Origin of the sequence: Erythrobacter sp., assembly GCF_023653175.1 — a bacterium.
Taxonomy (GTDB): Bacteria; Pseudomonadota; Alphaproteobacteria; order Sphingomonadales; family Sphingomonadaceae; genus Erythrobacter.
In genome coordinates, this window is sequence record NZ_JAMNXL010000036.1 from 1 (window position 1) to 22975 (window position 22975).

The following is a 22975-nucleotide window of genomic DNA, read 5'->3' on the forward strand; positions in this document are numbered from 1 at the left end:
CTCTCGACTAAACTCGGGCCGAACGGCTAGGGAGGGGCATGACCACCTTCACCCTGCCCGGCTTCGACCTCGCCAAGTTCGTCCGCGAGACGCTCGCGGAAGACCTCGGCGAGGGCCTGCCCGGCGGCGGGCGGGACGTCACCTCGGAAAGCGTAATCCCCGCCGAGGCGCGCTTCTCCGGGGTGATGGACAGTCGCGACGCCATCACCGTCGCGGGGCTGCCACTGGCCGAGGCGTTCTTCCGGCACCTCGACCCCGGATGCGTGCTCGAACCGCTGGTGCAGGATGGCGACGCCGTCCCCGCCGGCACCGACCTGATGCGCATCGAGGGCAGCGCGCGCGCCCTCCTCACCGCCGAGCGCTCCGCGCTGAACATAGCCCAGCACCTCTCCGGCATCGCCACCATGACCCGCGCCTATGTCGATGCGATGCGTGAGGGCAGCGCGACCTGCACGCTGCTCGACACCCGCAAGACCATCCCCGGCCTCAGGTTCCTCGAGAAATACGCCACCCGCCAAGGGGGCGCGCAGAACCACCGCATGGGGCTGTGGGATGCAGCGATGATCAAGGACAACCACGTCGCGGTCGCCGGCTCTGTCGGCGAGGCAGTGCGCCGCGCGCGTGAGGCCGGGGTCGAAAAGATCATCTGCGAGGTCGACAATCTCGACCAGATCGAGCCTGCACTGGCCGCCGGTGCGCACCACCTGCTGCTCGACAACATGGACCCCGCCACCCTCACGCAAGCGGTCGGCATCGTCGCAGGCCGTGTGCCGACCGAGGCGAGCGGCGGCGTCAACCTCCAGACCATCGCGGCCAAGGCGGCGAGCGGGGTCGATTTTATCTCGGTCGGCCGCCTCACCCAGAGCGCGCCCGCCGCCGACATCGGGCTGGATTTCAAGCCGCTGTGAAGCTCGCGCGGGGGCCACGACCGCTGGCGATCCGCGTCTTCGCCGCCGCCTTCCTTGCCGCCGCGCTGCTGCGGCTGGTGCGCGGGCTCGACAATCTGGCGCTGTCGCAGGCGGTGTTCGCGGCGCACATGCCCTGGGTGGCGTGGAACCGCGACTGGACGATCGTCACCCTGTCCGCCGAGTTCACCATCGCGCTGATCCCCCTAGTGTGGATTTATCTCTTCGCCGCGCCTTTCGCGCGCTGGCTGGTGCTGGGCTTCGGGGCGCTGCGGCTCGCCTTCCTCGATCCGGCGGCGCTGATCGGTGCGGTGCTGGTCGCGGTGGCGATGGCGAGCCTGCTCACTCCGGGGGCCGCCCGCTGGTTCGCCCGAAAGCCTAAGGAGGAGGATGGCCCTGCGGTCTTCGAATAGCCTTCTGGGCGCCCTTGCGCTTGCCGCGCCCTCGCTTGCCCACGCGCAGGCCTACCAGTGCCGCGTGCCCGAGGTCGCCGCCGTCCCGCGCGTCACCCCCGATGGCCCGCCCCGCTCCATGCCGGTCACCGGCTACACCCTCGCGCTGAGCTGGAGCCCCGAGTTCTGCCGCACCCGCGCTGACGACCGCTCGCAGGCCATGCAATGCGGCGGGCGCAGCGGCAGCTTCGGGCTCGTCGTCCATGGCCTCTGGCCCGAGGGCGCCAAGGGCTACCCGCAGTGGTGCGGGGCCAGACGCGCGCTTACCCCCGCGCAGGTGCGCGGCGCGATGTGCCTCATGCCGTCCGAGCGCCTCGTCGCGCGGCAATGGGCCAAGCACGGCAGCTGCATGGTTCCCGACCCCGGCGCCTATCTCAAGGTCACGCGCATCCTGTTCGAGGGCGTGCGCCTGCCCGATTACGACCGCATCGCGCGCGAGGAGGGCCTCACTGCAGGCCGCATCCGCGCCGCCTTCGTCGATGCCAACCCCGAATGGCCCGAGAGTGCAGTGAGTGTCCGGCTCAACGAGCGTGGATGGCTGGAGGAAATCCGCCTGTGCTACTCAAAGCGCTTCCGCCCCGCCCCCTGCACCGCCTCGCGGCGCGGCGCGAAGGACAGCGCCCCGGCGAAGATCTGGCGGGGATTGTAGAACAGCCTGCGCAAGGTCTTGGAATGCCCCAGGGCCTCGCCTAACTTCAGACGGTTACGTCGCAACTCGGGGGAGACCTTCATCCATGAATGCCACCAATTCCATCTGGTCGCTCGCGCTGGGCCTGCTGTTCCTGCTGATCGTGCTGGTCGGCGGCGGGCTCGGGTCCTGCGCGGCCTACAACTCCGTGCGCGTCTGGAATGCCGAGACCGCGGGCGAGGCCGAGCTTGCGCAGGCGCGGCAGAACCGCCAGATCGCTACACTGGAGGCCGAGGCAAAGCTCGAAAGCGCCAAGCTCCTCGCGCTGGCCGAGGTCGAGCGCGCCAAGGGCGTCGCCGAGGCCAACCGCATCGTCGCCGACGGTCTGGGCGGGCCGGAGGGCTATCTGCGCTACCTCTATATAGAGCACCTCGCGCAGTCGCAGGGGCAGATCATCTATGTGCCCACCGAGGGCGGCCTGCCGATCCTCGAGGCCGGGCGGCTGCGGCCGAGGCCTGCGCCCAAGGCCGAGGAGTGAGGGCGGTGGATTGAGGAGGCCGTGCTGCCGAGCGGTTTCAGCCGGGCAGGTGGCAGGGGGCCATGGCCGGAATTGGGCGGCCAGCGGCATGGAGGCGCGCCCGAGCATGGCCCCCGGCGTCCCATTCCCCAATTGCATTTGTGTTGCTCAACCACACTTACCGTATTAATGCAGTGATACACGTTCAACCGAGCAGGGGCCACCTTTGTTGCCGCACTTCTTGACCAGGCTTTTGCTGGCCTTCGCCATCTTGTTCCCGTGCGCTGCCTCCGCGCGCGACCACGCAGTGACCGTAGTGGCGCAGGACGCCCTTCTGGCTGGCACGCTCACGCTGCCCGCAGACCCGCCCCGCGCTGCCGTGGTGCTTGTGCAGGGCGCCGGACCGCACGCACGCGATCAGGTGATTTCGGGAGCACCGATGTTCAAGCTCCTCGCGGAGGGTCTCGCGGCCAAGGGCATCGCCAGTTTGCGCATCGACAATGCCGGGGTCGGCGAATCGACCGGCGAACGCGTCGAGCATTTCAAGCAGCGCGTTCCGCACATCCGCGCGGCTCTCGACATGCTTGCGATGCGACCGGAACTCGCCGGGGTGCCGTTCGGCATACTGGCGCATAGCGAAGGGACAATGGTGGCAACCGAGCTCTGGGCCGAGCGCGCCGAGGTGATCGACTTTCTGGTCCTGCTCGGCGCGCCGGGGCAGGATGGCCGGACGGTGTGGATCGACCAGCAGGCCAATCCGGCGCGCTTTGCCGGCAGCGACGATGCGCGGCTTGGCGAAATCCGCCAGATCTTTGCCGCCATCGCCGACGCCGCGATTGCCGGCGACCGCGCGGCAATCACGCAAGGCGCTGATCGCCTGTTCGCCACGGTTGGTCTCGGCGCGCAGGAGATTGCCGAAATCCGCGAGGGCTTCATTGATCGTATGGCAAGCCCGGAAATGCGGGTCTTTCTGGCTCATGACCCGGTCCCCGCCTTTGCGAAGGTCACAGATCCTGTGCTGGCGGTGTGGGGCACACACGACCAGCTGACCGCGCCCGCGATCAATGTCCCGCCCTTCCTTGCGCAGCGTAGCGATGCCGGCGCGCTGACGGCCGCGGTGCTCCCGCGCGAGGATCATTTCTTCCTTCGGGGCGAAGGCCTCGCGCCCGGGGAGCATGAAAACGGCAAGATGGAACTGAGCGACGCGATCGTTGCCTTGATCGCTACGTGGATCGAGCGAAGCGGCAGCTCGCGGGACAGGGGCGCGCAGTAAGCGGACCCCTCACCGTCGCTCCCTGAAAAACCCCCGCAGCAATTCCGCCGCCTCGGCCTCGCCGATGCCGGTGTAGATTTCGGGGCGGTGGAGGCACTGGGGGTGGTCGAACACCCGCGCGCCGTGCTCGACCGCGCCGCCCTTGGGGTCGCTTGCGGCGTAGTAAAGCCGCGCGATCCGGGCGTGCTGGATGGCGCCTGCGCACATCGCGCAAGGCTCGAGCGTGACCCACAGCTCGCAGCCGGTAAGGCGCTCGTCGCCGAGCACTGCGGCTGCGCGGCGGATCGCAAGGATCTCGGCGTGGGCTGTGGGATCATGCAGGTCGCGCGGCGAATTGTGCGCCTCGGCTATCACCGCGCCGTCCTTCACCACCACCGCGCCGATCGGCACTTCGCCCGCCTCGGCCGCGGCGCGCGCGGCGGCGAGCGCGCGGGGCATGAAGCTGCGGAAATCGCCCGCGCTCACGCCCCGCGCGCCTGCTGAGGATTATTCCTCGTCGCCGGTGACCGGCGTCCCATCGGCATCGGGCGTTTTGACATCGACAGTGGGGACCTCGATCGTCTTCTTCTCTGTACCGACCTCGACCTCCACAGGCTCGACGTCATATTCAGGCATCTGGCCTTCCTTGACTTCGACCTCGGGCAGCTCGGCTTCCTTGGTCTGGTCGACATCGCACGCCGCAAGCCCGATTGCCAAGGGGGCGATGAGGGTGGTGATGATGATGCGCTTCATGGTGTCTGATCTCCTATACGCCTGGTCACGCGGGCGGCGCCCCCGCCCCGCCCTTTTGCGTAGGTCGGACGGCGAATGCAGGGGATGGGGGCTTTGCGGCCATTACATGGGTTACCCACATGCGCGCGGGGCAGCGCGGGCGGCACGCAACCGGCTTGACGATTCGGCCCTTGGCAGTTATGCGCGCCGCTTTCCTTGTCTGGGCCCGTGCCCGGAACCGTTTTTTACGAGAAGAGACACACCATGTCGCGCATCTGCGAACTGACCGGCAAGGGCCGCCAGGTCGGCCACAATGTGAGCCACGCCAACAACAAGACCAAGCGCGTGTTCCTGCCCAACCTGCAGAACGTGACGCTGATGAGCGAAAAGCTCGATCGCAGCTTCAAGTTCCGCGTCTCGACCCACGGTCTTCGCTCGGTCGAGCACAATGGCGGGCTCGACAACTGGCTGCTCAAGACCAGCGACGAGAAGCTTTCGGCCAATGCGCTGAAGGTGAAGCGCGAACTGGTGAAGGCGCAGGCCGCCGCCTAAATCCTGTCGCCCCTCGGGCAGGCGAATCGATCAAGCGTCCGGTAGCCCCGGGCGCTTTTTCGTTATGGAGCGGGGCTTGGCCGGGGTAGCGAGCCGCTTGGCCAATCAAACCGGATCAGCAACGTCCGCTGGAACGCCGAGAAATTGTCATCGGTGACCAGCCACACGCTACCCTGCGCCGGATCGTCCGCCGACGGCACGAAGGCGATCCCTTCGAAATTGTCGGCGAAGATGCCGCCCGTCATGCGCTCGATCACCCGCGCCTGCCACGTCGCGCCGGCCCGAATTGCCCGTGGATCGGCAATCGCGATGGCTGTGTCAAAACGCGCGGGCACCGCATATTCGACCCGTCGCAACAGAATCAGCACTCGGCCATCGGGCAGCTGCGTGGCATCGACCGGATCGTAATCCGCTTCTGTCACGAAATGCGAGACCTCCGGCTTGCGCGCCCCAAGCGGATCGCCAGGGAACAGCAGAGCCTCGTGCCGGGTGTCGCTGCCATCCTCGGTGCCTTCCGCGATGACCAGAAACCGGCCATCGCCAAGGCGTACCATCGTCTCGGCTCCGCTGTTCACCGGCCAATCGGCCATGGCAGCCGGGGCGGTTGCCCACCGCTTGCCGTCCGGGGCGATACGCATGATGCGGTTGGCGGCCTCGAAGCCGGCCCACAGCGTATCCGTCGCCAGATCGCGAGCTAGGCTTTCGAGGTCGACGATCTCGCGGCGCCGACCGGCGTAAAGGCCTGTGAAGCGGAAGCTGCGCGACACCGCGCGGGGCGCGGGGCCGGTAAGGTCGAGATCGAGCAGGAAGCCGCGGTCGGTTCCGGCGACCAGCGCCTGACCGCGCCCGGCGACCAGCGCGGAAAATCCGCCAAACCAGCCATGCGTCGAGGTCATCTCCCACACCCCTGTCAGTGCCAGCGAACCCGAAAGGCCGGCGCGCTCGGGACGCGGGGTGGTTGTCACCACGGCTGGATCGGAGCGCGTGCCGATCGAGCTGCGCAGGAAGGTGCCCGGCGCCAGCGCCAGCGCGACGGCCCCGATTAGCGCCAGACGCCCGAGGCGCGCTCGGGCGGGAGGCCTCTCGCGAGGGCCGTCAGCCTTCATCGGTGCAGGGGGTCAGGCGAGGCCGAGCAGGCGCCGCGTCGCGATCTCGCACGAGGCATAGGCCTCCTGCCGCTCGGCGCTCCAGTAACGCAATTCGGGGAGCGGGATCGCCGCGCCTGTGACTGCGCACAGCACATGGCTCCCCGGCCGCAGCACGCGGAAGCTGGAGGGTGCGTAATAGAGCTTGGCGACCTTGTCGGCGGGAGTCATCAGCATGGCACCCCTGATAGCACCGAGCGGCTAACCGAACAAATCATCTTGGGCGGAGGAAGGCGATGATTTCGCAGGCTTGCGCGGGGCGGGCGCGGGCGGGGGTGGCGGCGGGGGCGGCGGGGGCGGCGCGCCCTCAGGGATGGCCGCAAGGTCACCGTCGCGCCATTGCAGCAAGAGGCGCGCCTCGCCTGCGGCTTCGGCGCGGGTGGTCAGCGCGCGGCCCGAAGCAGTGCGGATGATGGCATAGCCGCGCTCCAGTGGCTTTTCGGGGTGGAGCTGGCTCATCACCCGCGTCAGGGCGGCGAGGCGCTGGGTGCCCTCGCGCAAGGGGCGCTCTACGAGCGCAGGGGCGAGGCGCGCGCGGTCGAGCCGGCGCCGGGCCTCGCTTGAAGTGCGCACCAGCAGGCTGGGGGAGAGCCGCGCTGCCGCGCCCGCCAGCCGCTCGCGCCCCTTTGCCGAACGGTCGCCGAGCGCGCGGCGCAGGCGCTCGGACAACTCGTCCAATCGCTGGGTCTGGGGGGCGAGCAGGTTCTCCGGGCGCGGCAGCAGCCGGGCCCGCGCGGCGAGGCGCTCGCGGCCCAGTTCAACGGGTCGATAGACCGCGCGGCGCTGGCGGGCGGCGAGATCGGTGAGGGTGAAGGCAAGGTCGGCGCGCACCGGAACCGCCATTTCGGCAGCGGCGGTCGGCGTGGGCGCGCGGCGGTCGGCGGCGTAATCGGCGAGGGTGGTGTCGGTCTCGTGGCCCACGGCTGAGATCACCGGGATCGAGCATTCGGCGATGGCGCGGACCACCACTTCCTCGTTGAAGCTCCACAGATCCTCGATCGACCCGCCCCCGCGCGCGACGATCACGATGTCGGGGCGCGGGATGGGGCCGCCGGGGGCAAGCGCGCTGAACCCGCGCACGGCGGCGGCCACCTGCTCGGCTGCGCCCGGCCCCTGCACCAGCACCGGCCAGACGAGGACGTGGCTGGGGAAGCGGTCGGCGAGGCGGTGGAGGATGTCGCGGATCACCGCGCCGGTGGGCGAGGTGACGACGCCGATCACCTGCGGCAGGAACGGCAGGCGGCGCTTACGCTCGGCATTGAACAGCCCTTCGGCGGCCAGCCTTGCGCGGGTCTTTTCCAGCAGCGCCAGCAGTGCGCCCTCGCCCGCCAGTTCGAGCGAATCGATCACGATCTGGTATTTCGAGCGCCCCGGATAGGTGGTGAGCTTGCCGGTAGCGATCACCTCCAGCCCGTCCTCGGCGCGGAAATTGAGGCGGGCGGCGTTGCCCTTCCACATCACCCCGTCGATCACCGCGCCTTCGTCCTTGAGCGCGCAGTAGAAGTGCCCCGAGGCGGCGCGCTTCACCCCCGACAACTCGCCGCGCAGCCGCACGAAGCCGAACCGGTCCTCGACCGTGCGCTTCAGCAGCGCGGATATCTCGCTGATGGTGAGCGGCTGGGCGTTGTCGCCCTGTCGCTCACGGGCTACGAGCCCCGCATCGTTAAGACCGTTTGGGTCATCACTGGTCGGCGGAGGCGCCATGAATATCCTGCTTCTTGGTTCGGGAGGCCGCGAACATGCGCTGGCATGGAAGCTGGCGCAATCCCCGAGCCTTGCCAAGCTCTACGCCGCCCCCGGAAATCCCGGCATCGCCGAGGAAGCCGAGGTGGTGGCGCTCGATGTGACCGACCACGGCGCGGTGATCGCGTTCTGTGCCGACAAGCAGATCGGCCTCGTGGTGATCGGCCCCGAGGCACCGCTGGTGGACGGACTGTCGGACAGCTTGCGGGCGTCGGGTGTGCCGGTGTTCGGGCCATCGCAGGCTGCCGCGCAGCTCGAGGGTTCCAAGGGTTTCACCAAGGATATGTGCGCGCGCGCCGGCATCCCCACCGCAGGCTTCGTGCGCACCAGCAGCCTTGAGGAGGCTCGCACCGCGCTCGCCCGCTTCGCCGCGCCCTATGTGCTCAAGGCCGATGGGCTGGCGGCGGGCAAGGGCGTGGTCATCGCTGAAACCCTCGCCGAGGCCGAGGACGCGCTCGCCGACATGTTCGGCGGGGCCTTCGGCGGCGCAGGCGCGCAGGTGGTGATCGAGGAGTTCATGCAAGGCGAGGAGGCGAGCTTCTTCGCCCTCACCGATGGCGCCGCGATAGTCCCCTTCGGCAGCGCGCAGGACCACAAGCGGGTGGGCGACGGCGATGTGGGCCCCAACACGGGCGGCATGGGAGCCTATTCCCCCGCGCCCGTCCTGACGCCCGAATTGCAGGCCCGCGTGATGGCCGAGATCATCGCGCCGACGGTTCAGGCGATGCGCGAGGAGGGCAACCCCTATCAGGGCGTGCTCTTCGCCGGGCTGATGCTGACGGCGGACGGCCCCAAGCTCATCGAATACAACGCCCGCTTCGGCGATCCCGAATGCCAGGTGTTGATGATGCGGCTCCAGAGCGATCTCGTGCCGATCCTGCTCGCCTGCGCGCTGGGCACGCTCGAGGGCGTGGAGATCGCCTTCCGCCCGGAGACCGCGCTCACCGTGGTGATGGCGGCGAAGGGCTACCCCGGCACCCCCGAAAAGGGCGGCGCGATTGCGCTTGGTGACGCCGAGGCTGAGGGCGCGAAGGTGTTCCACGCCGGAACCGCGCTGGCGGATGGCGCGCTGGTGGCGAGCGGCGGGCGGGTGCTCAACGTCACCGCAACCGGCGCGAGCGTCACCGAAGCCCAGGCCCGCGCCTATGACGCGGTCGATAAGGTCAACTTCCCAAGCGGCTTCTGCCGCCGCGACATCGGCCACCGCGAAGTCGCCCGCGAAGCCTCGGCCTAGCGCCCGCACCAAATCTGAGCGCCGCAGCAAGTATGCTGCGCCCGTCCCGCAGTCAGGCTGAAGCCGATTGCGTGTCAAATCGCGCCGACCCTTGCGAAAATGCTTTCGTGAGCACGCGGAATACCAACCTCGGTTGTGTTTCGCGCAGGCTTTTGCTGGTTCTTCATACATCCCGACAGCGCCAAGCCCATCACGTGACCAATCGACTGCGCACACGTCCTGAACAATGCACAGGTTGAGATCGAATGAGCAGCGCACCGCAGTCTTCACGGCATCAGCAAGCCCTCGCCCAGTTTGGCGAATTTGTCCTTGACCATGACGGTCTGGACGAGATCCTGACCGAGGCCTGCCGGCTGGTCGCGCACGGGCTCGATGTCGATCTCGCCAAGGTTATCGAGATCGACCACGCAGACAACACCGGCCTCATTCGCGCAGGCGTTGGCTGGAACCCGGGGGTGGTCGGGCAAGAGCGGGTCAGCCTGACCGAGAAATCATCCGAAGCCTTCGCCGTTGCCAAGGCGGTGCCGGTCATCACCAACGACATCGCCGAAGAGGATCGCTTCGATTTTCCGCAATTCCTGATCGATCATGGGGTGGTCGCGGTCGTCAATGTGCCGATCTTCCTTCCCGGGCGCAGGCCGTTCGGCCTGCTGCAGGTCGATGCGCGCGAACCGCGGAAATTCGGCGAGCCCGACATCAATTTTCTGAACACCTATGCCATGGTCCTCGGCCCGGTGATCGACCGCCATCAGGCTGCTTCGGCCCTGAAGGCGGCGGACGAGCGCCTGCAGCTGATCGAAAATGCGCGCGCCTATATCATGGTCGTCTGCGATCGGAGCGGCCAGATAACCGGCTGGCTTGGCGGATCGGAAGACATTCTCGGGTGGTCGGCGGACGACGCCATTGGGCAGCCCTTGAGCATGATTTTTACCGACGAGGACTGTGCCGCGGGCGTGCCGGCGCAGGAACTGGCCAAGGCGCGGGAAAACGGATCCGCTACGAACCTGCGCTGGCATCAGCGGCGGGACGGCTCGCGCGTCTTCCTCGACGGGCAGTCGATTGCGGTGAAGGATCGCGCCGGCCGTCCCAGCGGTTTCCTCAAGATCGCGCAGGACGTGACCGAGCGGATGCGGATCGAAGCGGCGCTCAAGCAGAGCGAGGCGCGGCTTCAGCAATTCGGCGAAGCATCGCAGGACATGCTGTGGATGCGCGACGCGCAAACGCTGCAATGGCAATATCTCACCCCGGCCTTCGAAACGATCTTCGGTTTCCCCCGCGAAACCGCCTTGGAAGGCGACAATTTCGAAAAATGGATGAACCTGATCCTCGAGGAGGATCGCGCACAGGTCCACGAGGCCGTCGAGCGCGTACTTGCGGGCGAGCACGCCAGCTTCGATTACCGCATCCGGCGGCCGGTCGACGGGATGATCCGGTGGCTGCACAGCACCGCCTTTCCGATCTTCGGCGACGATGGCGAGGTGGCAGTGATCGGCGGCGTCGGCCACGACCTGACCGAGCTGCGCGAGACGGAATTGCGGCTGGAGGTGCTGATGGCAGGCATCCCCCAGCTCGTGTGGCGTGCCGATGAGCGCGGCGACTGGACATGGTCCAGCCCGCAATGGACCGATTACACCGGCTGCACCGAGGAGGAAAGCAACGGCGACGGATGGCTGAAGGCCTTTCACCCCGACGATCGCGAGGCCGCGCGCGCAGCATGGAGCGATGCCCTGCGCACCGGGCAATTCGAGGTCGAAGCCCGGATCCGCAATGCAGCGACCCGCGAATATCGCTGGTTCCAGACCCGCGCCTTGCCTGTCCGGGCTGATGGCGGATCGATCATCGAGTGGCTGGGGACGTCGACCGACATCCACCAGATCCATGAACTGCAGGCCAGGCAAAAGGTGCTGGTTGCCGAACTGCAGCACCGCACCCGCAACCTCATGGCGGTGGTCCATTCCATTTCCAACAAGACCGTACGCTCCAGCGCCGACCTCGATGATTTCAAGGAACGCTTCGGTCATCGTATCGAGGCCCTTTCGCGGGTGCAGGCCTTGCTTTCCCAGCTCGATCCCGACGAGCGCGTCACCTTCGACGCGCTGATCAAGGCGGAGCTTGACGCTCTGGGTGGTCAGGCAGATCAGATCACATTGGAAGGGCCCGAAGGCGTGCGGCTGCGATCGTCGTCGGTGCAGACCCTTGCAATGGCCTTGCACGAGCTTGCGACCAATGCCGTCAAACACGGGGCACTCAGCCAGACGGCAGCGAAGATCACTATCCGATGGTCGGTCCAGCGCGATCCCGCTGACGCTCGGCCCGTGCTCCATATCGACTGGCGCGAGACCGGTGTGGCCATGCCAACGGAGCCGGAGGCGGCGCAACGCTTCGGCCATGGCCGCGAACTTATCGAACGCGCGCTGCCGCATCAACTCGACGCGGTCACCAGTTTCACCCTCACCCCGGATGGTGTCCACTGCACCATCGCGTTGCGAATTATGGCAGGCTGACTGATGGAGGATGCAGACAATGACCGCATTGCCGCTAAGCAATCGCCGCATTCTGGTGGTCGAGGACGAGTATTTTCTTGCCGATGAATTGCGGTGCGAGCTTGAAAGCGCCGGTGCCACCATTGTCGGGCCGGTCGGGGGGATCTTGCCGGCGCTGGCCGCAATCGACGCTTCGCAGCAACTTGACGGTGCGATACTGGACGTGAACCTGAACGGCGAAAAGGTCTTCCCCGCAGCGCAAATCCTGCAGGATCGCAACGTGCCGATCCTGTTCCTGAGCGGCTATGACAAGGCGGTCATCCCCCAGCAGTTCGAGATCGTGCCGCACTGCCGGAAGCCGGTCCCCGTTCAGGAGATCATCACGACACTCCTGCACGTGATGCAGGTAGAATAGATGAAGGCCGGCTTGGGCCCTGTGACAAATTTGATCCCGATCAAGGACGCGGTGAAGCCAGAGGCGGATACAGGCAGCATGACCCATCGCCCCCTGCTGCTCATCGCCCTGACCGCGCTTGCCGCCTGCGCCACCGCGCCGGGCACCGGCAATGCCCCGCCGATGGTGGGCAAGTCCACCTCGCCCTCCCCCGACACCCGCGCGCCGGCCTTCGTCGAGGCGGCCTGCGGGGGGTGTCATGCGGTCGAGCCGCCGTTCCTCTCGGCGAACCCCGCCTCGCCCAGCTTCGCGGCGATCGCCAATCGGCCGGGGCTCTCCGAGAAATCGCTCGCCGACTGGCTGGTGGACGCGCACAATTACCCCGAGGACATGGACTTCACCCTCACCCGCAAGCAGATCGACCAGATCGCCGCCTATATGGTGACGCTGCGCGAGGCGGGATACGTGCCGCCGAAGTAAGGCCGCGCGCGGGGGCGCTTTGTGCCCCCGGATCTTCGTGATACACCTCGCGCCGGTCGCAATCGGGAAGGGGGAATCTCGATGCCGTATCGCCTTGCACCGTATTTCGTCAGTTTCGTGCTGCTGGTCATCATGGCCGGCTTCTGGGCGAGCTATTTCGCCGCAGCCGGGGCGATACCGCTCGCCTTCCATGTCCACGCGATCTCGTCGATGACGTGGCTGGCGCTGCTGATCGCGCAGCAGGTCGCCATCCAGCGCCGCGCGGTCGAGCTTCACCGCTGGCTCGGACGGGCGAGCTTCGTGCTGTTCCCGTTTCTGATCTTCGGTTTCATGATGATCATCAACCGCTCCGCGCAGCGCTTTGCGGTGCGCGAGGACGAGGTCATCGCCGCGCTCGGCCCGGCCTTCGGGATCGGCATGGGCATCGCGATCGTGGCCTATCTCACGCTGTTCTATCTGGCGCTGAAGCACCGCCGCAATGTGAAGCTCCACGCCGGCTACATGCTGGCGACCCCGCTGATCCTGTTCGAGAGCCCGTTCAGCCGGGTGATGGGCGATTTTTTGCCTTGGATGAACGTGATCGGGAGCGAGTTTCCGCACGCGATCCTCGATACCATCGCGATCAGCGATGCGCTGGTGGCCGGTTTCGCGCTGGTGCTGTGGTGGCGCAACCGCAAGCATGGCGCGCCGTGGCTGATCGCTGCGGGCTTTGCGGCGTTGCAGGGCGTGGTGATGTGGTTCGCGCCCTTCATCCCGGCGATCGCTGCGGGCTTTGCCGCCTATGCCGTCATCCCCGCTCCGGTGACACTCGCGCTCGGCATCGCGGCCGGCGGCGCGGCGGCGTGGCTGGGCTGGGAGGCCGGCAAGACCCCGGTGCGGCGCGCGGCGACGGCGGCGGGCTGAGCGAAAGCGTTTTCCTACAGGGCAGGGGCAGGGTTAGGATGCACCCCGCTCTTTGCCATGGTCAGCCTGCCCTGCACCCGGGTGCGCAAACAAAGGCCCCACTCCCCCTGTCCGTCCGCGCCGCGAACGGAGAGTAAGCATCTCCAATTTCGAACGAAATCGCCAATTAGGGAAGTTGACAGGGTGTAACCTTTGTCACCTTCCCTACAGCTTACAGGCGTTCTTCCATCAGCTTGAGCATGTCCGCCTCGGGGCGCGGGCCGTAGTGCGAGATCACCTCCGAGGCACAGATCGCGCCGCGCTTCAGGCAACGGGTCAGCGGCTCGCCCTTGGCATAGCCCGACAGGAACCCGGCCGCGAACTGGTCGCCCGCGCCGGTGGTGTCGACCACCTTGATGACCGGCACCGCGGCGACCTCGGCGCGCTCGCCGTGGGCGATGGCGACCGCGCCCTTCTCGCTGCGCGTCGCGACCAGCACCGGCACCTTGTCGGCAACCGCCGCAAGACCCGCCTCGAAGTCGTCCTCGCCCGTCAGCGTCGCCAGCTCGCTCTCGTTGACGAACAGGATGTCGATGATGCCTTCCTCGATCATCGCGCGGAAATCGTCACCGTGGCGGTCGATCACGAAGCTTTCGGAGGCTGTGAAGGCGATCTTGCGACCGGCATTGCGGGCGACCTCGATGGCGCGGCGCATGGCACGGCGGGGCTCTTCGGGGTCCCACAGATAGCCTTCGAGATAGAGAATCGCGCCGCTAGCGATCAGCTCCTCGTCAAGCGCGGCGGCGGGGAGGAACTGGCCTGCGCCGAGGAAGGTGTTCATGGTGCGCTCGCCATCGGGCGTCACGAAGATGAGCACGCGGCCAGTGGCGGGCTCGCCCTCACGGACCGGCGTGTCGAAGTCGATGCCGGTCGCGCGCATGTCGTGGCGGAACACCTTGCCAAGCTGGTCGTCGGCGACCTGGCCGATGAAGGCGCATTGCAAGCCCAAGGTGGCGAGTCCGGCCAGCGTGTTGGCCGCCGAGCCGCCCGAGATCTCGCGCGCCGGGGGCATGGCTTCGTAGAGCTCGTCGGCGCGCGCCTCGTCGATCAGGGTCATGCCGCCGCGGTTGAGCTGCAACTCGGTGATCAGCTCCTCCTCGCAGGAGGCGATCACGTCGACCACGGCGTTGCCGATGGCGATGACGTCGTAACGGGGCGGAGTGGTCTCGGGCACAGGCGGCTTCCTTGGATGATGGGTCGCGCGTGCGCCTAGCCGCCTTCTTGCGGCTCGCCAAGCGATCTGTGTGCGGTGCACCATCCCTGCGTTGACTTCGCGGTGCTGCCTGCGCATCGAATGGTGCCATGTCCGCCGTTCCCGCCGCGATCGTGAAAGCCTTTGGCCAGCTCGGCGACCGCGCTGTCGTCCGCGTGGGTGTGAAGAGCGTCGCGGTGACGCTGGCGGTGTTCGCGGCGGCGAGCGTGGGGCTCTGGTTCGGGCTCGACCTGCTGCGCCAAAGCCCGTGGATGGCCGCGCTGCTGCCCGCCAGCGTGGTCGGGCCGCTGGTGATCCTGGTGTGGCTGGCGGTCAGCCTCACCGCGTTCTGGCTGCTGTTCCGGATCGTCGCGCTCGCGGTGCTCCAGCTGTTCGCCGACGAGGTGGTGGCGGCGGTGGAAGCCAGGCACTATCCCGAGCTTGCAAGCCGCGCTCAGCCGCTGCCGTTGGCTCGCGAGGTGGCGGTGGCGAGCAAGGGCCTGCTGCGGGCGCTCGGCTACAACCTGCTGGCGCTGCCGGTGGCGGCGGTGCTGGTGTTCACCGCGATCGGCCCGGCGCTGGTGTTCCTCGCCGTCAACGCGGTGCTGCTCGGGCGTGAGCTGACCGACATGGCGTGGCTGCGGCACTGCGAGGGCGACACGCGCGCCAACCCCGTGCCCAAGGCCGAGCGCATCCTGCTCGGCGCGGTGGTGGCGGCGATGATGGCGGTGCCGCTGGTCAATCTCGTGGCCCCGCTGGTCGGCGCGGCGGCGGGGACGCATCTGGTGCTGCGCCGGATCGGAGCGAAGGGGTGACGCGCGCGCAGCTTCTCACCGCCGCCCTGCTGGCGATGGCGCTTGCAGGATGCGCGGGAGGCGCGAGCCCGGCCCGCAAGCCTTCGGCCGCCGCACCCCGCCCCGGCTTCCGCCCCGCCGCCCCGGCCACCCCGCGCAGCACCATCGTGGTCGTGCCCGAGGTGATGGCCCCGGCAGGGCTCGCCGGAGTGATCGGTTCGCCCGCCGCCGCGCTCACCTCCCGCTTCGGCAGCCCCCGCATTGACCTTGCCGAGGGCGATGCGAGGAAGCTCCAGTTTGCCGGCACCACCTGCGTGCTCGACATCTACCTCTACCCCGTCGCCGCCGCCGAGCCGACCGCGACCCATGTCGCCGCGCGCCTCAGGCAGGGCGGGGCGCCCGCCGACCCGGGCGACTGCCTGCGCGAGGTCGAGCAAAGGTAACCCCGCCTTAAGCCTGTCTGTGGCATGGCCTCGCCCGAAGACCACAGGGGACGTAACCACCGTGACCACCCAATTCCTCGAAGTCGCGCGCGCCGCTGCCGCCGACGGCCAGATCACTGCCGACGAGCTTCTTGCCCTGCGCCGCGAAGGTTGGGGCGACGGCATCATCACCCGCCAGGAAGCCGAGGCGCTGTTCACGCTTAATCAGGCACTGCACCAGCGCAGCCCTGAGTGGGTCGACTTCTTCGTCGAGGCGATCGGCGAACACGTCCTCAACGGCACCCCGCCGCGCCTCCAGTGCAACCTCGAGGAGGCCGAGTGGCTGATCGCGCAGGTCGATGCCGACGGCAAGGTCGATAGCATGGCCGAGCTGGAGGCGCTGGTGCGCATACTCGAGCGCGCCGAGAACACCCCCGACCGCCTCAAGGACTACGTGCTCGCCAAGGTCGAACATGCGGTGCTGCACGGCACTGGCCCGACCCGCCACGGCGGCGACCTCAGCGCCACGCACATCACTGCCGCCGAATGCCGCATCGTCCGCCGCGTGATCTTCGCCAGCGGAGGCCACGGCCCGGCCGCGGTCACCCGCCATGATGCCGAAATGCTCTTCCGCCTCAAGGACGCGACCCTCGCCGACGAGAACGCGGCCGAGTGGGACGACCTGTTCCTCGACGGCGTCGCCAATTTCATGAAGGGCTTCGCGCTCCCCAGCGCCCAGCTCAGCCACGAGCGCAAGCGCGAGCTGGAAGCCTTCGTCGCCGACAATCAGGTCAGTCTCGGGCGCTTTATGGGCCGTATGGTGCGTGAAGTGCCCAGTGTCGGCAACCATTTCGGCAAGGTGTTCGGGAAGAAGAAGCCGACCGGCCCCGACTACGACGCGCTGGCGGCCGAGGGCGAGAAGGTCACCACCTTCGAGAGCGAGTGGCTCGACCGCATGGTGCAAGCTGATGGCGAGGTCGACGAGCTCGAAACCCGCCTGATCGCGCGGCTCGCCGAGCAGGACTAAATGCCGGAGTAATGCCCGCCGCGCAGCTGGCTCAGCGCCAGCGCGAGGTGGAGGATCTCGGTCTCGATCCCCGCCTGATCTTCGGGCGCAACTCCCGCGGCAAGCTGCGCTTCGAGCGCGGCGCGCTCACCCTCGATCCGCGCGATGATCGCTTGCACCTCGCGGAAGCGCTGCGCTCGCATTTCCGCGATCCGCCCGGGCGGAAGACCTGTGCCGGATGCGGCCATGCGGGCGCAATATCAGTCGGGAGAGACAGCGACGGCGGTCACTCGCCCGGCGCGTCCAGAGCAACGGCGGCACCGCCCTGCAGGGGGGCTGGTCCGCGCGGCGGAACCGCTGGCATCGGGAGACCCGCCTCCGGCGGTCTGCGGCGAGGCCTCGGCGGGCTGCGCATGATGTCGGCAAGCGAACTGGCGCCTGGCCGGTTATCGACGCGCGGGCCAGCCCGGCGTGATCCAAGCGCCTTGTGGGCTGCCAAGGCGACCATTCCCACCCCGGCAACAATACCTGCGAGTGCGCCGAGGATGTCGCGCGGTTCTGAGTCTTTGATCGGCATGGCCCTGATTATACCATGAAACTTTCGCCGCAACCACACGCGCCCTTGGCGTTGGGGTTCTCGAACACGAAACCGGCGGTGAAATCGTCCTCGCGCCAGTCCATGACGCTGCCGATGAGGTAGAGAACGGAGGCGCCGTCGATGTAGAAGACGCCGCCGGGGGTGACGATCTTCTCGTCGAACTTCGCCTCGGTGGTCACATAATCGACCGAGTAGGCGAGGCCCGAACAGCCGCGGCGCGGCGTCGACAGCTTGACGCCGATGGCATCCGCCGGGGCCTTGGACATCAGCTCGGCGACCCGCGCCTCGGCGGAGGGCGTCAGGGTGACGGCGGCCTTGGGGGCGGGGCGAGACGTCGTGGTGGTGTCGGTCATTTGAGCCTCTTTTGCCAGAACAGCGCGTGCCCGGTGGCGGGATCGAGCTGGTAGTCGCCATAGCCTTCGCGAGCGTAGAGATGCCGCGCCGGATTGCCGCTCAGCACTTCCAATGTGATCTTGCAGGCCCCGCGCTTCAAGGCCTCGGCCTCGACCGCGGCGAGCAGCGCCTTGCCGACGCCGCGCCCACGCGTCTCGGGGAGCACCGCGAGATCGTGGATATTGACCAGCGGCGCAGCCGCGAAGGTCGAATAGCCCATGAAGCAATTGGCGAGGCCGACCGCGCGCTCGCCTTCCCTCGCGATCAGCGAGAAGGCTTGGCGGTTGGCCGCCAGATCGCTGGCGAGGCGCGCCCTGACGTCATCGCGCAAGGGTTCGCCCCCACCCATCGGATCGCGGGCATAGGCATCGAGCAGCGCCACCACGTCCGCCGCATCGCGGGCATCGCGGTAGTCGGCCAGCGTGATCGTCAAGGCCGGTGCGAGTGTCACAGCATCCCCAGTTCGAGCCGCGCTTCGTCACTCATCTTGTGCGGACCCCACGGCGGGTCCCAGACCAGAACCACCTCGGCATCGCGGATGCCCGGCACCGACATGACACGCATCTCGACCTCGCCGGGCATGGTCTCGGCCACCGGGCAGTGCGGGGTGGTGAGCGTCATGGTGACGGTCGCGTCGCGGCTATCGTCCACCTCGACCCCGTAGATCAGGCCGAGATCGTAGATGTTGACCGGGATTTCCGGGTCGAAGATCTCGCGCAGCGCCTCGATGACATCGGCTTGCAGGTCGCTGCCTTCGCCGCCCACGCCATCGGCGGCGGGCTTGGCGGCGAGGAAGCCGTCGAGATAGTCGCGGGTGCGCGGGGCTGCGTCATCGCTGTCGATGGCGTCTTCCACACGGGCGCGGGGGGGCTTTTCGGCTGAGCTGTCCATCATCTCATCCCTTTCCAAAAATCTTGCGGGTGCGGGCGATCCCGGCGAGCAGCGCGTCGACGTCAGCCTCGGTCGAGTAGAGGCCGAAGCTGGCGCGGGCGGTGGCGGGCACGCCGAGGTAATCCATCAGCGGCTGGGCGCAGTGGTGCCCGGCGCGGATCGCGACATTGCTCTCGTCGAGGATCGTGCCGAGGTCGTGGGGGTGGATGTCGTCAATCGCGAAGCTGACGATCCCGGCGCTGTCGGCGGGGCCGAACAGGCGCACGTCATTCATGCTCCCGAGTTCACGGCGTAGCCGGGCGACAAGTGCCTGTTCATGCGCATGAATTCGATCAGGGCCGATGGCGCTGACATAGTCTGCCGCAGCGGCAAAGGCGACCGCCTCGGTGATCGCGGGCGTCCCCGCCTCGAACCGTTGGGGGCCGGAGGCATAGGTGGTCTTGGCGAAGGTCACGCGGTCGATCATCGCCCCGCCGCCCTGATAGGGGGGCATCGCAGCGAGCAGTTCCGCGCGCGCCCACAGCGCCCCGATCCCGGTCGGCCCGTAGAGCTTGTGGGCGGAAAAGACATAGAAATCACATGCCAACGAGGTGACATCCACCTGCATATGAGGTGCCGACTGGCAGCCATCGAGCAGCAGCAACGCGCCAACGGAATGAGCAAGCGCGGCAGCGCGCGGGGCATCGAGCAGCGCGCCGGTGACGTTCGAGACATGGCCCAGCGCGACCAGCTTGTGCGCCTCGGTCAGCATGGCCTCGGCCGCATCGAGGTCAATCCGGTGATCGTCCGTCAGCGGGCAGACGTCGATCACCGCACCCACCTCTTCCGCAACCATCTGCCACGGCACGATGTTCGAATGGTGCTCGGCCTGCGAGAGCAGGATGCGGTCGCCAGCCTTGAGGTTCGCGCGGCCCCAGGTCTGCGCGACGAGGTTGATCGCTTCGGTCGCGCCGCGGGTGAAGACCAACTCGTCCTCGTGCCCGCCGATAAACTTGGCGACGGTGCGCCGCGCCGCCTCGTAGGCGAGCGTCATCTCGGCCGAGCGGGTGTAGACCCCGCGGTGGACGGTCGCGTAATCCTCGCCCAGCGCGCGCGCCATGGCGTCGATCACGGCGCGCGGCTTCTGCGCGGTGGCGGCGGTGTCGAGGTAGTGCCACGGCTTGCCGTCAGCCGTGACCATGCCGGGGAAGTCGGCGCGCAGATCGCGGGTGATGGTGGCAGGGGCGTTCATGGCTTGGCCTCGTAATGCTCGCGGATCAGGCGATCGACGAAGTAGAGTGCCTCCGAACGCAGCGCCTGCCGCTTGGTGATGCTGCCGTGCGAAACCTCGTCGTAAAGCCTGGCCGCTTCCGGCGAATCTGCCGCGGCGTTGAGTTCGGCATCGCAGCGATCGGCGACCGCCAAGGCCCAGCGCCAACGTTCCTCGGCAATCGGTGCAGGTGCCTCGGCCGCAAGCCTTTCGGCGACACCAGCGAGCAGACAGGCATGGGCGGCGTCCAGCGCGGGATTGGGCTGCGGCACAGTCCCGGTGAAGGCGGGGGCCTGTGCCAGCGCGAGTGCGAGGATCAGGCTCACAGCTTGGCCCCCTCCAGCGCCGCGAGCGCCGCATCCAGCAGCGTCTCGCGCTCCGCCTCGTGCTCCAGCGACACGAAGGCATCGCCGATGAAGGCCTGCACCAGCAGCCGCTGCGCCGCCTGTGGGTCGAGCCCGCGCGCCATCATGTAGAAGCGCGCGGCTTCATCGAGCGCGCCGACCGTCGCACCGTGGGCGCATTTGACGTCATCGGCGAAGATTTCGAGCTGCGGGACAGCATTGGCGCTCGCCCCGGCCTCGAGCAGCAGGCCCTTGAAGTCCTGCGCCGCATCGGTCTTCTGCGCATGGCGCGCGACCTTGATCTCGCCGAGGAAATTGCCGGTCGCCCCGGTCCAGTGGACCGCGCGGATGGTCTGGTTGGAGGTCGCCTCCGGTTCTGCGTGAATGACCTGCGTCACGAATTCGCGGGTGACGCCCGCCCCGCCAATCGTGACCCCGCCGAATTCGAAATGCGCACCCTTGGCGAGCCGCACCTCGATCTCGACCCGGGTGTAATCGCCGCCTGTATTGGTGACGAAGAACGCGGCGCGCGCGCCTTCGCCCAACTGGACGCGGAAGCGGTGGAGTTCGGGCGCGTCTGAGCCGACCACGAGGCAGCGGGTCACGCTGTCGCCAGCGGGGACGTCAATCACCTGCCACTGATCAAGCGCCGCAAGGCCAAGCCGCGCCACGCCGTCCATGTCGGCATAACGCCAAGCTTCATCGCGCCGGGTCGGGAGGGTTGCTACCGTCACGCCATCACCGCGTCATAGCCCTCGGCCTCGAGCCTCAGCGCGAGTTCCGGCCCGCCGGTCTCGACGATGCGGCCGCCGGCAAGGATGCTGACCTTGTTGGGCGTGACGATATCGAGCAGGCGCTGGTAGTGGGTGATCAGGAGCACGGCCTTGTCGGGGTGGCGCATGATGGAATTGATGCCCGCGCCCACGATCCTGAGCGCATCGATATCGAGGCCGGAGTCCGTCTCGTCCAGCACCGCGAAGGCCGGGTCGAGAATGCCCATCTGCACCATCTCGGCGCGCTTCTTCTCGCCGCCCGAGAAGCCGACATTGACCTGCCGCTTGAGCATTTCCATGTCCATCTTCAGCAGCCCCGCCCGGTTCTTGGCGAGCTTCAGGAACTCGCCGCCCGAAAGCGGCTCCTCCCCGCGCGCCTTGCGCTGCGAATTCAATGCCTCGCGCAGGAACTGGACGTTGGAGACGCCGGGGATCTCGACCGGATACTGGAAGCCGAGGAACAGACCCTTGGCGGCGCGTTCGTGCGGTTCGAGCGCCAGCAGGTCCTCGCCGCGGAAGGTCACGCTGCCTGCGGTCACCTCGTAACCGGGCTTGCCGCCGAGCACGTTCGACAGGGTCGATTTGCCCGCGCCGTTGGGGCCCATGATCGCATGGATCTCGCCTGCGGGGACGGAGAGGGTGAGGCCCTTGAGGATCGGCTTGTCGCCGACGGAGGCGTGGAGATCGGTGATTTCGAGCATCAGTACTTCCTTGGAGGGCGCTTCGCGTCGCCCTGCGGTTTGTCGCCGGACTTGGGGCGCGAATAGGTCTGCTTGGGGTTGGCTGCCTTGTGCGCGCGGGCGGCGGCTTTGCGTTCCTCGATCCGGTCGCGCATCACCTGGGTGAGCTGCTTCAGCACGGCGTCGATATCGGTGAGGATGTCGCTCGCGGCGATCCGCATCACCTTGATGCCGACGCTCTCGAGGCTCTTGTCGCGCCGCTTGGCGAGCGTGTCGTTCTGCCCCTCCTCGTCAATCGCGAGCGCGAGGCCGAGGTTGTGGCAATTGAAATCGACGATCGCGGAGCCGACCACCGCGTGGCGCTTGAAGGTGTAGCGGCCGAGATCGGCAGCGGTGAACTTCGCGGCCAGCGCCTTGTGCGCCTCGGACGAATGGCGGCGCAGTTCGCGCGCCTGTTCGTGCAGCGCATCGAGCCGCTTGTCCGAAATCTCCCACCCACGGCCCTTCTTCTTGAGCGCGGGGGCTTCGGCGGTGGCAGCCTCGGGGTTGAGGGCGAGGGTTTTGCGGGGGGTCATGACTCAACTTTGCCCTTCGTACGGAAAGCATAAAGAGCGCCACACGCAAGAATGGCATAGAGCAGGCCTGTCCAAGCGACAGTCGGCTCATTCCTCACATTCCCGCCAAAAAACAGCAGCCCGAGAACGAGGAGTGACCACGCGACAGTTTTGCCTCTTTGCGGACCGTCGTTTTGGCTGAATGGTATCCGGATAAGGCACGTAGCAAGGGTCGTGTAGAGAGCAACGCCAAACGCTTCGGCCACAAGCAAGCTATCGTAAGGTAGATACAAGAGGTGCATCGAATACGAAGCCATGCCTGCGACAAGCCAAGCGACACCAAAGGTCTTTAGGAAGCTTGTCACCCCACGCTCCCCTCAAGCGAAATCGCCAGCAGCTTCTGCGCTTCGACGGCAAACTCCATCGGCAGCTCTTTCAGCACGTCCTTGGCAAAGCCGTTGACGATCAGCGCCACGGCTTCCTCTTCGCCAAGCCCGCGCTGCATCGCGTAGAACAGCTGTTCGTCGCTGATCTTGGAGGTGGTCGCCTCGTGCTCGATCTGGGCGCTGGGGTTCTTCACCTCGATATAGGGCACGGTGTGCGCGCCGCATTGATCGCCC

At 67.5% G+C, this 22975-nt stretch carries 30 protein-coding genes; 14 read left to right on the forward strand and 16 right to left on the reverse strand.

Annotated elements, in window-relative coordinates:
- The first annotated feature begins 38 nt into the window (after nucleotides 1–38).
- The 5 genes from nadC (at nucleotide 39) to NBV68_RS06235 (ending at nucleotide 3775) form a co-directional block, all read left to right on the forward strand.
- A complete protein-coding gene (nadC, locus tag NBV68_RS06215; RefSeq protein ID WP_296308096.1) occupies nucleotides 39–908 on the forward strand; it encodes a carboxylating nicotinate-nucleotide diphosphorylase in 870 nt (289 codons plus the stop codon).
- The gene (locus NBV68_RS06220; RefSeq protein WP_296308098.1) at nucleotides 905–1318 is read left to right on the forward strand and encodes a hypothetical protein; all 414 of its coding nucleotides are present in this window, start codon (nucleotides 905–907) and stop codon (nucleotides 1316–1318) included. The genes nadC and NBV68_RS06220 overlap by 4 nt, the downstream gene beginning before the upstream one ends.
- On the forward strand, nucleotides 1296–2006 hold the full coding sequence (locus NBV68_RS06225; RefSeq protein WP_296308103.1) for a ribonuclease T: 711 nt from the start codon (nucleotides 1296–1298) through the stop codon (nucleotides 2004–2006). The genes NBV68_RS06220 and NBV68_RS06225 overlap by 23 nt, the downstream gene beginning before the upstream one ends.
- An 85-nt stretch (nucleotides 2007–2091) precedes the next feature.
- On the forward strand, nucleotides 2092–2523 hold the full coding sequence (locus NBV68_RS06230) for a membrane protease subunit (protein WP_296308104.1): 432 nt from the start codon (nucleotides 2092–2094) through the stop codon (nucleotides 2521–2523).
- 295 nt (nucleotides 2524–2818) lie between these two features.
- Nucleotides 2819–3775: an alpha/beta fold hydrolase gene (locus tag NBV68_RS06235; protein ID WP_296308106.1), complete on the forward strand. Its 957-nt coding sequence runs from the start codon at nucleotides 2819–2821 to the stop codon at nucleotides 3773–3775.
- Nucleotides 3776–3784: 9 nt separating this feature from the next.
- Here the strand turns inward: NBV68_RS06235 and NBV68_RS06240 are convergent, their stop codons facing one another.
- Both NBV68_RS06240 and NBV68_RS06245 read right to left on the reverse strand, forming a co-directional pair.
- Complete coding sequence (locus NBV68_RS06240) at nucleotides 3785–4213, reverse strand: nucleoside deaminase (RefSeq protein WP_296308145.1); 429 nt, start codon at nucleotides 4211–4213, stop codon at nucleotides 3785–3787.
- Between the two features lie 48 nt (nucleotides 4214–4261).
- The gene (locus tag NBV68_RS06245; RefSeq protein ID WP_296308108.1) at nucleotides 4262–4507 is read right to left on the reverse strand and encodes a hypothetical protein; all 246 of its coding nucleotides are present in this window, start codon (nucleotides 4505–4507) and stop codon (nucleotides 4262–4264) included.
- A 243-nt stretch (nucleotides 4508–4750) separates the two neighbouring features.
- Between NBV68_RS06245 and rpmB the strand changes: the two genes are divergently transcribed.
- Nucleotides 4751–5038 (forward strand): 50S ribosomal protein L28, encoded by a 288-nt coding sequence (gene rpmB, locus NBV68_RS06250; RefSeq protein WP_296308110.1) that lies wholly within the window; start codon nucleotides 4751–4753, stop codon nucleotides 5036–5038.
- Between the two features lie 62 nt (nucleotides 5039–5100).
- Here rpmB and NBV68_RS06255 read toward each other — a convergent pair whose 3' ends face one another.
- Genes NBV68_RS06255 through xseA form a run of 3 tightly spaced genes read right to left on the reverse strand, consistent with a single transcriptional unit; the run spans nucleotide 5101 to nucleotide 7887 of the window.
- Nucleotides 5101–6144, reverse strand: a complete 1044-nt coding sequence (locus tag NBV68_RS06255) for an esterase-like activity of phytase family protein (protein WP_296308112.1) — start codon at nucleotides 6142–6144, stop codon at nucleotides 5101–5103.
- Between the two features lie 12 nt (nucleotides 6145–6156).
- Entirely contained in the window at nucleotides 6157–6360 is a 204-nt protein-coding gene (locus NBV68_RS06260; protein WP_296308114.1) for a DUF2093 domain-containing protein, read from the reverse strand.
- A gap of 24 nt (nucleotides 6361–6384) precedes the next feature.
- Nucleotides 6385–7887 carry an exodeoxyribonuclease VII large subunit gene (xseA, locus tag NBV68_RS06265; protein ID WP_296308116.1) on the reverse strand — a complete coding sequence of 501 codons (1503 nt, stop codon included), beginning with the start codon at nucleotides 7885–7887 and terminating at the stop codon, nucleotides 6385–6387.
- Between xseA and purD the strand changes: the two genes are divergently transcribed.
- The 5 genes from purD (at nucleotide 7886) to NBV68_RS06290 (ending at nucleotide 13420) form a co-directional block, all read left to right on the forward strand.
- Entirely contained in the window at nucleotides 7886–9160 is a 1275-nt protein-coding gene (gene purD / locus NBV68_RS06270) for a phosphoribosylamine--glycine ligase (RefSeq protein ID WP_296308117.1), read from the forward strand. The two genes, xseA and purD, sit on opposite strands and share 2 nt — an antisense overlap.
- A 245-nt stretch (nucleotides 9161–9405) precedes the next feature.
- Nucleotides 9406–11664, forward strand: coding sequence for a PAS domain-containing protein (locus NBV68_RS06275; protein ID WP_296308118.1), 2259 nt, complete (start codon nucleotides 9406–9408; stop codon nucleotides 11662–11664).
- 19 nt (nucleotides 11665–11683) lie between these two features.
- Nucleotides 11684–12058 (forward strand): response regulator, encoded by a 375-nt coding sequence (locus tag NBV68_RS06280; protein WP_296308120.1) that lies wholly within the window; start codon nucleotides 11684–11686, stop codon nucleotides 12056–12058.
- Between the two features lie 78 nt (nucleotides 12059–12136).
- A complete protein-coding gene (locus NBV68_RS06285; protein WP_296308121.1) occupies nucleotides 12137–12517 on the forward strand; it encodes a hypothetical protein in 381 nt (126 codons plus the stop codon).
- An 81-nt stretch (nucleotides 12518–12598) separates the two neighbouring features.
- Complete coding sequence (locus NBV68_RS06290; RefSeq protein ID WP_296308122.1) at nucleotides 12599–13420, forward strand: hypothetical protein; 822 nt, start codon at nucleotides 12599–12601, stop codon at nucleotides 13418–13420.
- Between the two features lie 211 nt (nucleotides 13421–13631).
- On the opposite strand, the gene NBV68_RS06295 is transcribed toward NBV68_RS06290, so the two are convergent.
- The gene (locus tag NBV68_RS06295) at nucleotides 13632–14633 is read right to left on the reverse strand and encodes an adenosine kinase (protein ID WP_296308124.1); all 1002 of its coding nucleotides are present in this window, start codon (nucleotides 14631–14633) and stop codon (nucleotides 13632–13634) included.
- A gap of 128 nt (nucleotides 14634–14761) precedes the next feature.
- On the opposite strand from NBV68_RS06295, the gene NBV68_RS06300 reads away from it, so the two are divergent.
- The 3 genes from NBV68_RS06300 to NBV68_RS06310 all read left to right on the forward strand — a co-directional run bounded on the left by NBV68_RS06300 (nucleotide 14762) and on the right by NBV68_RS06310 (nucleotide 16894).
- Complete coding sequence (locus NBV68_RS06300) at nucleotides 14762–15466, forward strand: EI24 domain-containing protein (RefSeq protein ID WP_296308125.1); 705 nt, start codon at nucleotides 14762–14764, stop codon at nucleotides 15464–15466.
- Nucleotides 15463–15888, forward strand: a complete 426-nt coding sequence (locus NBV68_RS06305) for a hypothetical protein (protein WP_296308126.1) — start codon at nucleotides 15463–15465, stop codon at nucleotides 15886–15888. Before NBV68_RS06300 ends, NBV68_RS06305 begins: the two co-directional genes overlap by 4 nt.
- Before the next feature lie 61 nt (nucleotides 15889–15949).
- Entirely contained in the window at nucleotides 15950–16894 is a 945-nt protein-coding gene (locus NBV68_RS06310; protein WP_296308127.1) for a hypothetical protein, read from the forward strand.
- Here the strand turns inward: NBV68_RS06310 and NBV68_RS06315 are convergent.
- The 10 genes from NBV68_RS06315 to NBV68_RS06360 all read right to left on the reverse strand — a co-directional run.
- A complete protein-coding gene (locus NBV68_RS06315) occupies nucleotides 16891–17076 on the reverse strand; it encodes a hypothetical protein (RefSeq protein WP_296308128.1) in 186 nt (61 codons plus the stop codon). The genes NBV68_RS06310 and NBV68_RS06315 overlap by 4 nt on opposite strands.
- A 382-nt stretch (nucleotides 17077–17458) precedes the next feature.
- Nucleotides 17459–17824: an iron-sulfur cluster assembly accessory protein gene (locus tag NBV68_RS06320; protein WP_296308130.1), complete on the reverse strand. Its 366-nt coding sequence runs from the start codon at nucleotides 17822–17824 to the stop codon at nucleotides 17459–17461.
- Nucleotides 17821–18315, reverse strand: a complete 495-nt coding sequence (locus NBV68_RS06325) for a GNAT family N-acetyltransferase (RefSeq protein ID WP_296308131.1) — start codon at nucleotides 18313–18315, stop codon at nucleotides 17821–17823. Before NBV68_RS06325 ends, NBV68_RS06320 begins: the two co-directional genes overlap by 4 nt.
- Nucleotides 18312–18755, reverse strand: coding sequence for an SUF system Fe-S cluster assembly protein (locus NBV68_RS06330; RefSeq protein ID WP_296308147.1), 444 nt, complete (start codon nucleotides 18753–18755; stop codon nucleotides 18312–18314). The genes NBV68_RS06325 and NBV68_RS06330 overlap by 4 nt, the downstream gene beginning before the upstream one ends.
- A gap of 4 nt (nucleotides 18756–18759) precedes the next feature.
- The gene (locus NBV68_RS06335; RefSeq protein ID WP_296308132.1) at nucleotides 18760–19986 is read right to left on the reverse strand and encodes a cysteine desulfurase; all 1227 of its coding nucleotides are present in this window, start codon (nucleotides 19984–19986) and stop codon (nucleotides 18760–18762) included.
- Complete coding sequence (locus tag NBV68_RS06340) at nucleotides 19983–20330, reverse strand: hypothetical protein (protein WP_296308135.1); 348 nt, start codon at nucleotides 20328–20330, stop codon at nucleotides 19983–19985. The genes NBV68_RS06335 and NBV68_RS06340 overlap by 4 nt, the downstream gene beginning before the upstream one ends.
- Entirely contained in the window at nucleotides 20327–21082 is a 756-nt protein-coding gene (locus NBV68_RS06345; RefSeq protein ID WP_296308136.1) for a SufD family Fe-S cluster assembly protein, read from the reverse strand. Before NBV68_RS06345 ends, NBV68_RS06340 begins: the two co-directional genes overlap by 4 nt.
- Nucleotides 21079–21822, reverse strand: a complete 744-nt coding sequence (gene sufC, locus NBV68_RS06350; protein ID WP_296308138.1) for a Fe-S cluster assembly ATPase SufC — start codon at nucleotides 21820–21822, stop codon at nucleotides 21079–21081. The genes NBV68_RS06345 and sufC overlap by 4 nt, the downstream gene beginning before the upstream one ends.
- Complete coding sequence (locus tag NBV68_RS06355; protein ID WP_296308141.1) at nucleotides 21822–22376, reverse strand: DUF559 domain-containing protein; 555 nt, start codon at nucleotides 22374–22376, stop codon at nucleotides 21822–21824. The genes sufC and NBV68_RS06355 overlap by 1 nt, the downstream gene beginning before the upstream one ends.
- 340 nt (nucleotides 22377–22716) lie before the next feature.
- Nucleotides 22717–22975: SufD family Fe-S cluster assembly protein (locus NBV68_RS06360; RefSeq protein ID WP_296308143.1), on the reverse strand; the 259-nt coding region annotated here is incomplete at its 5' end.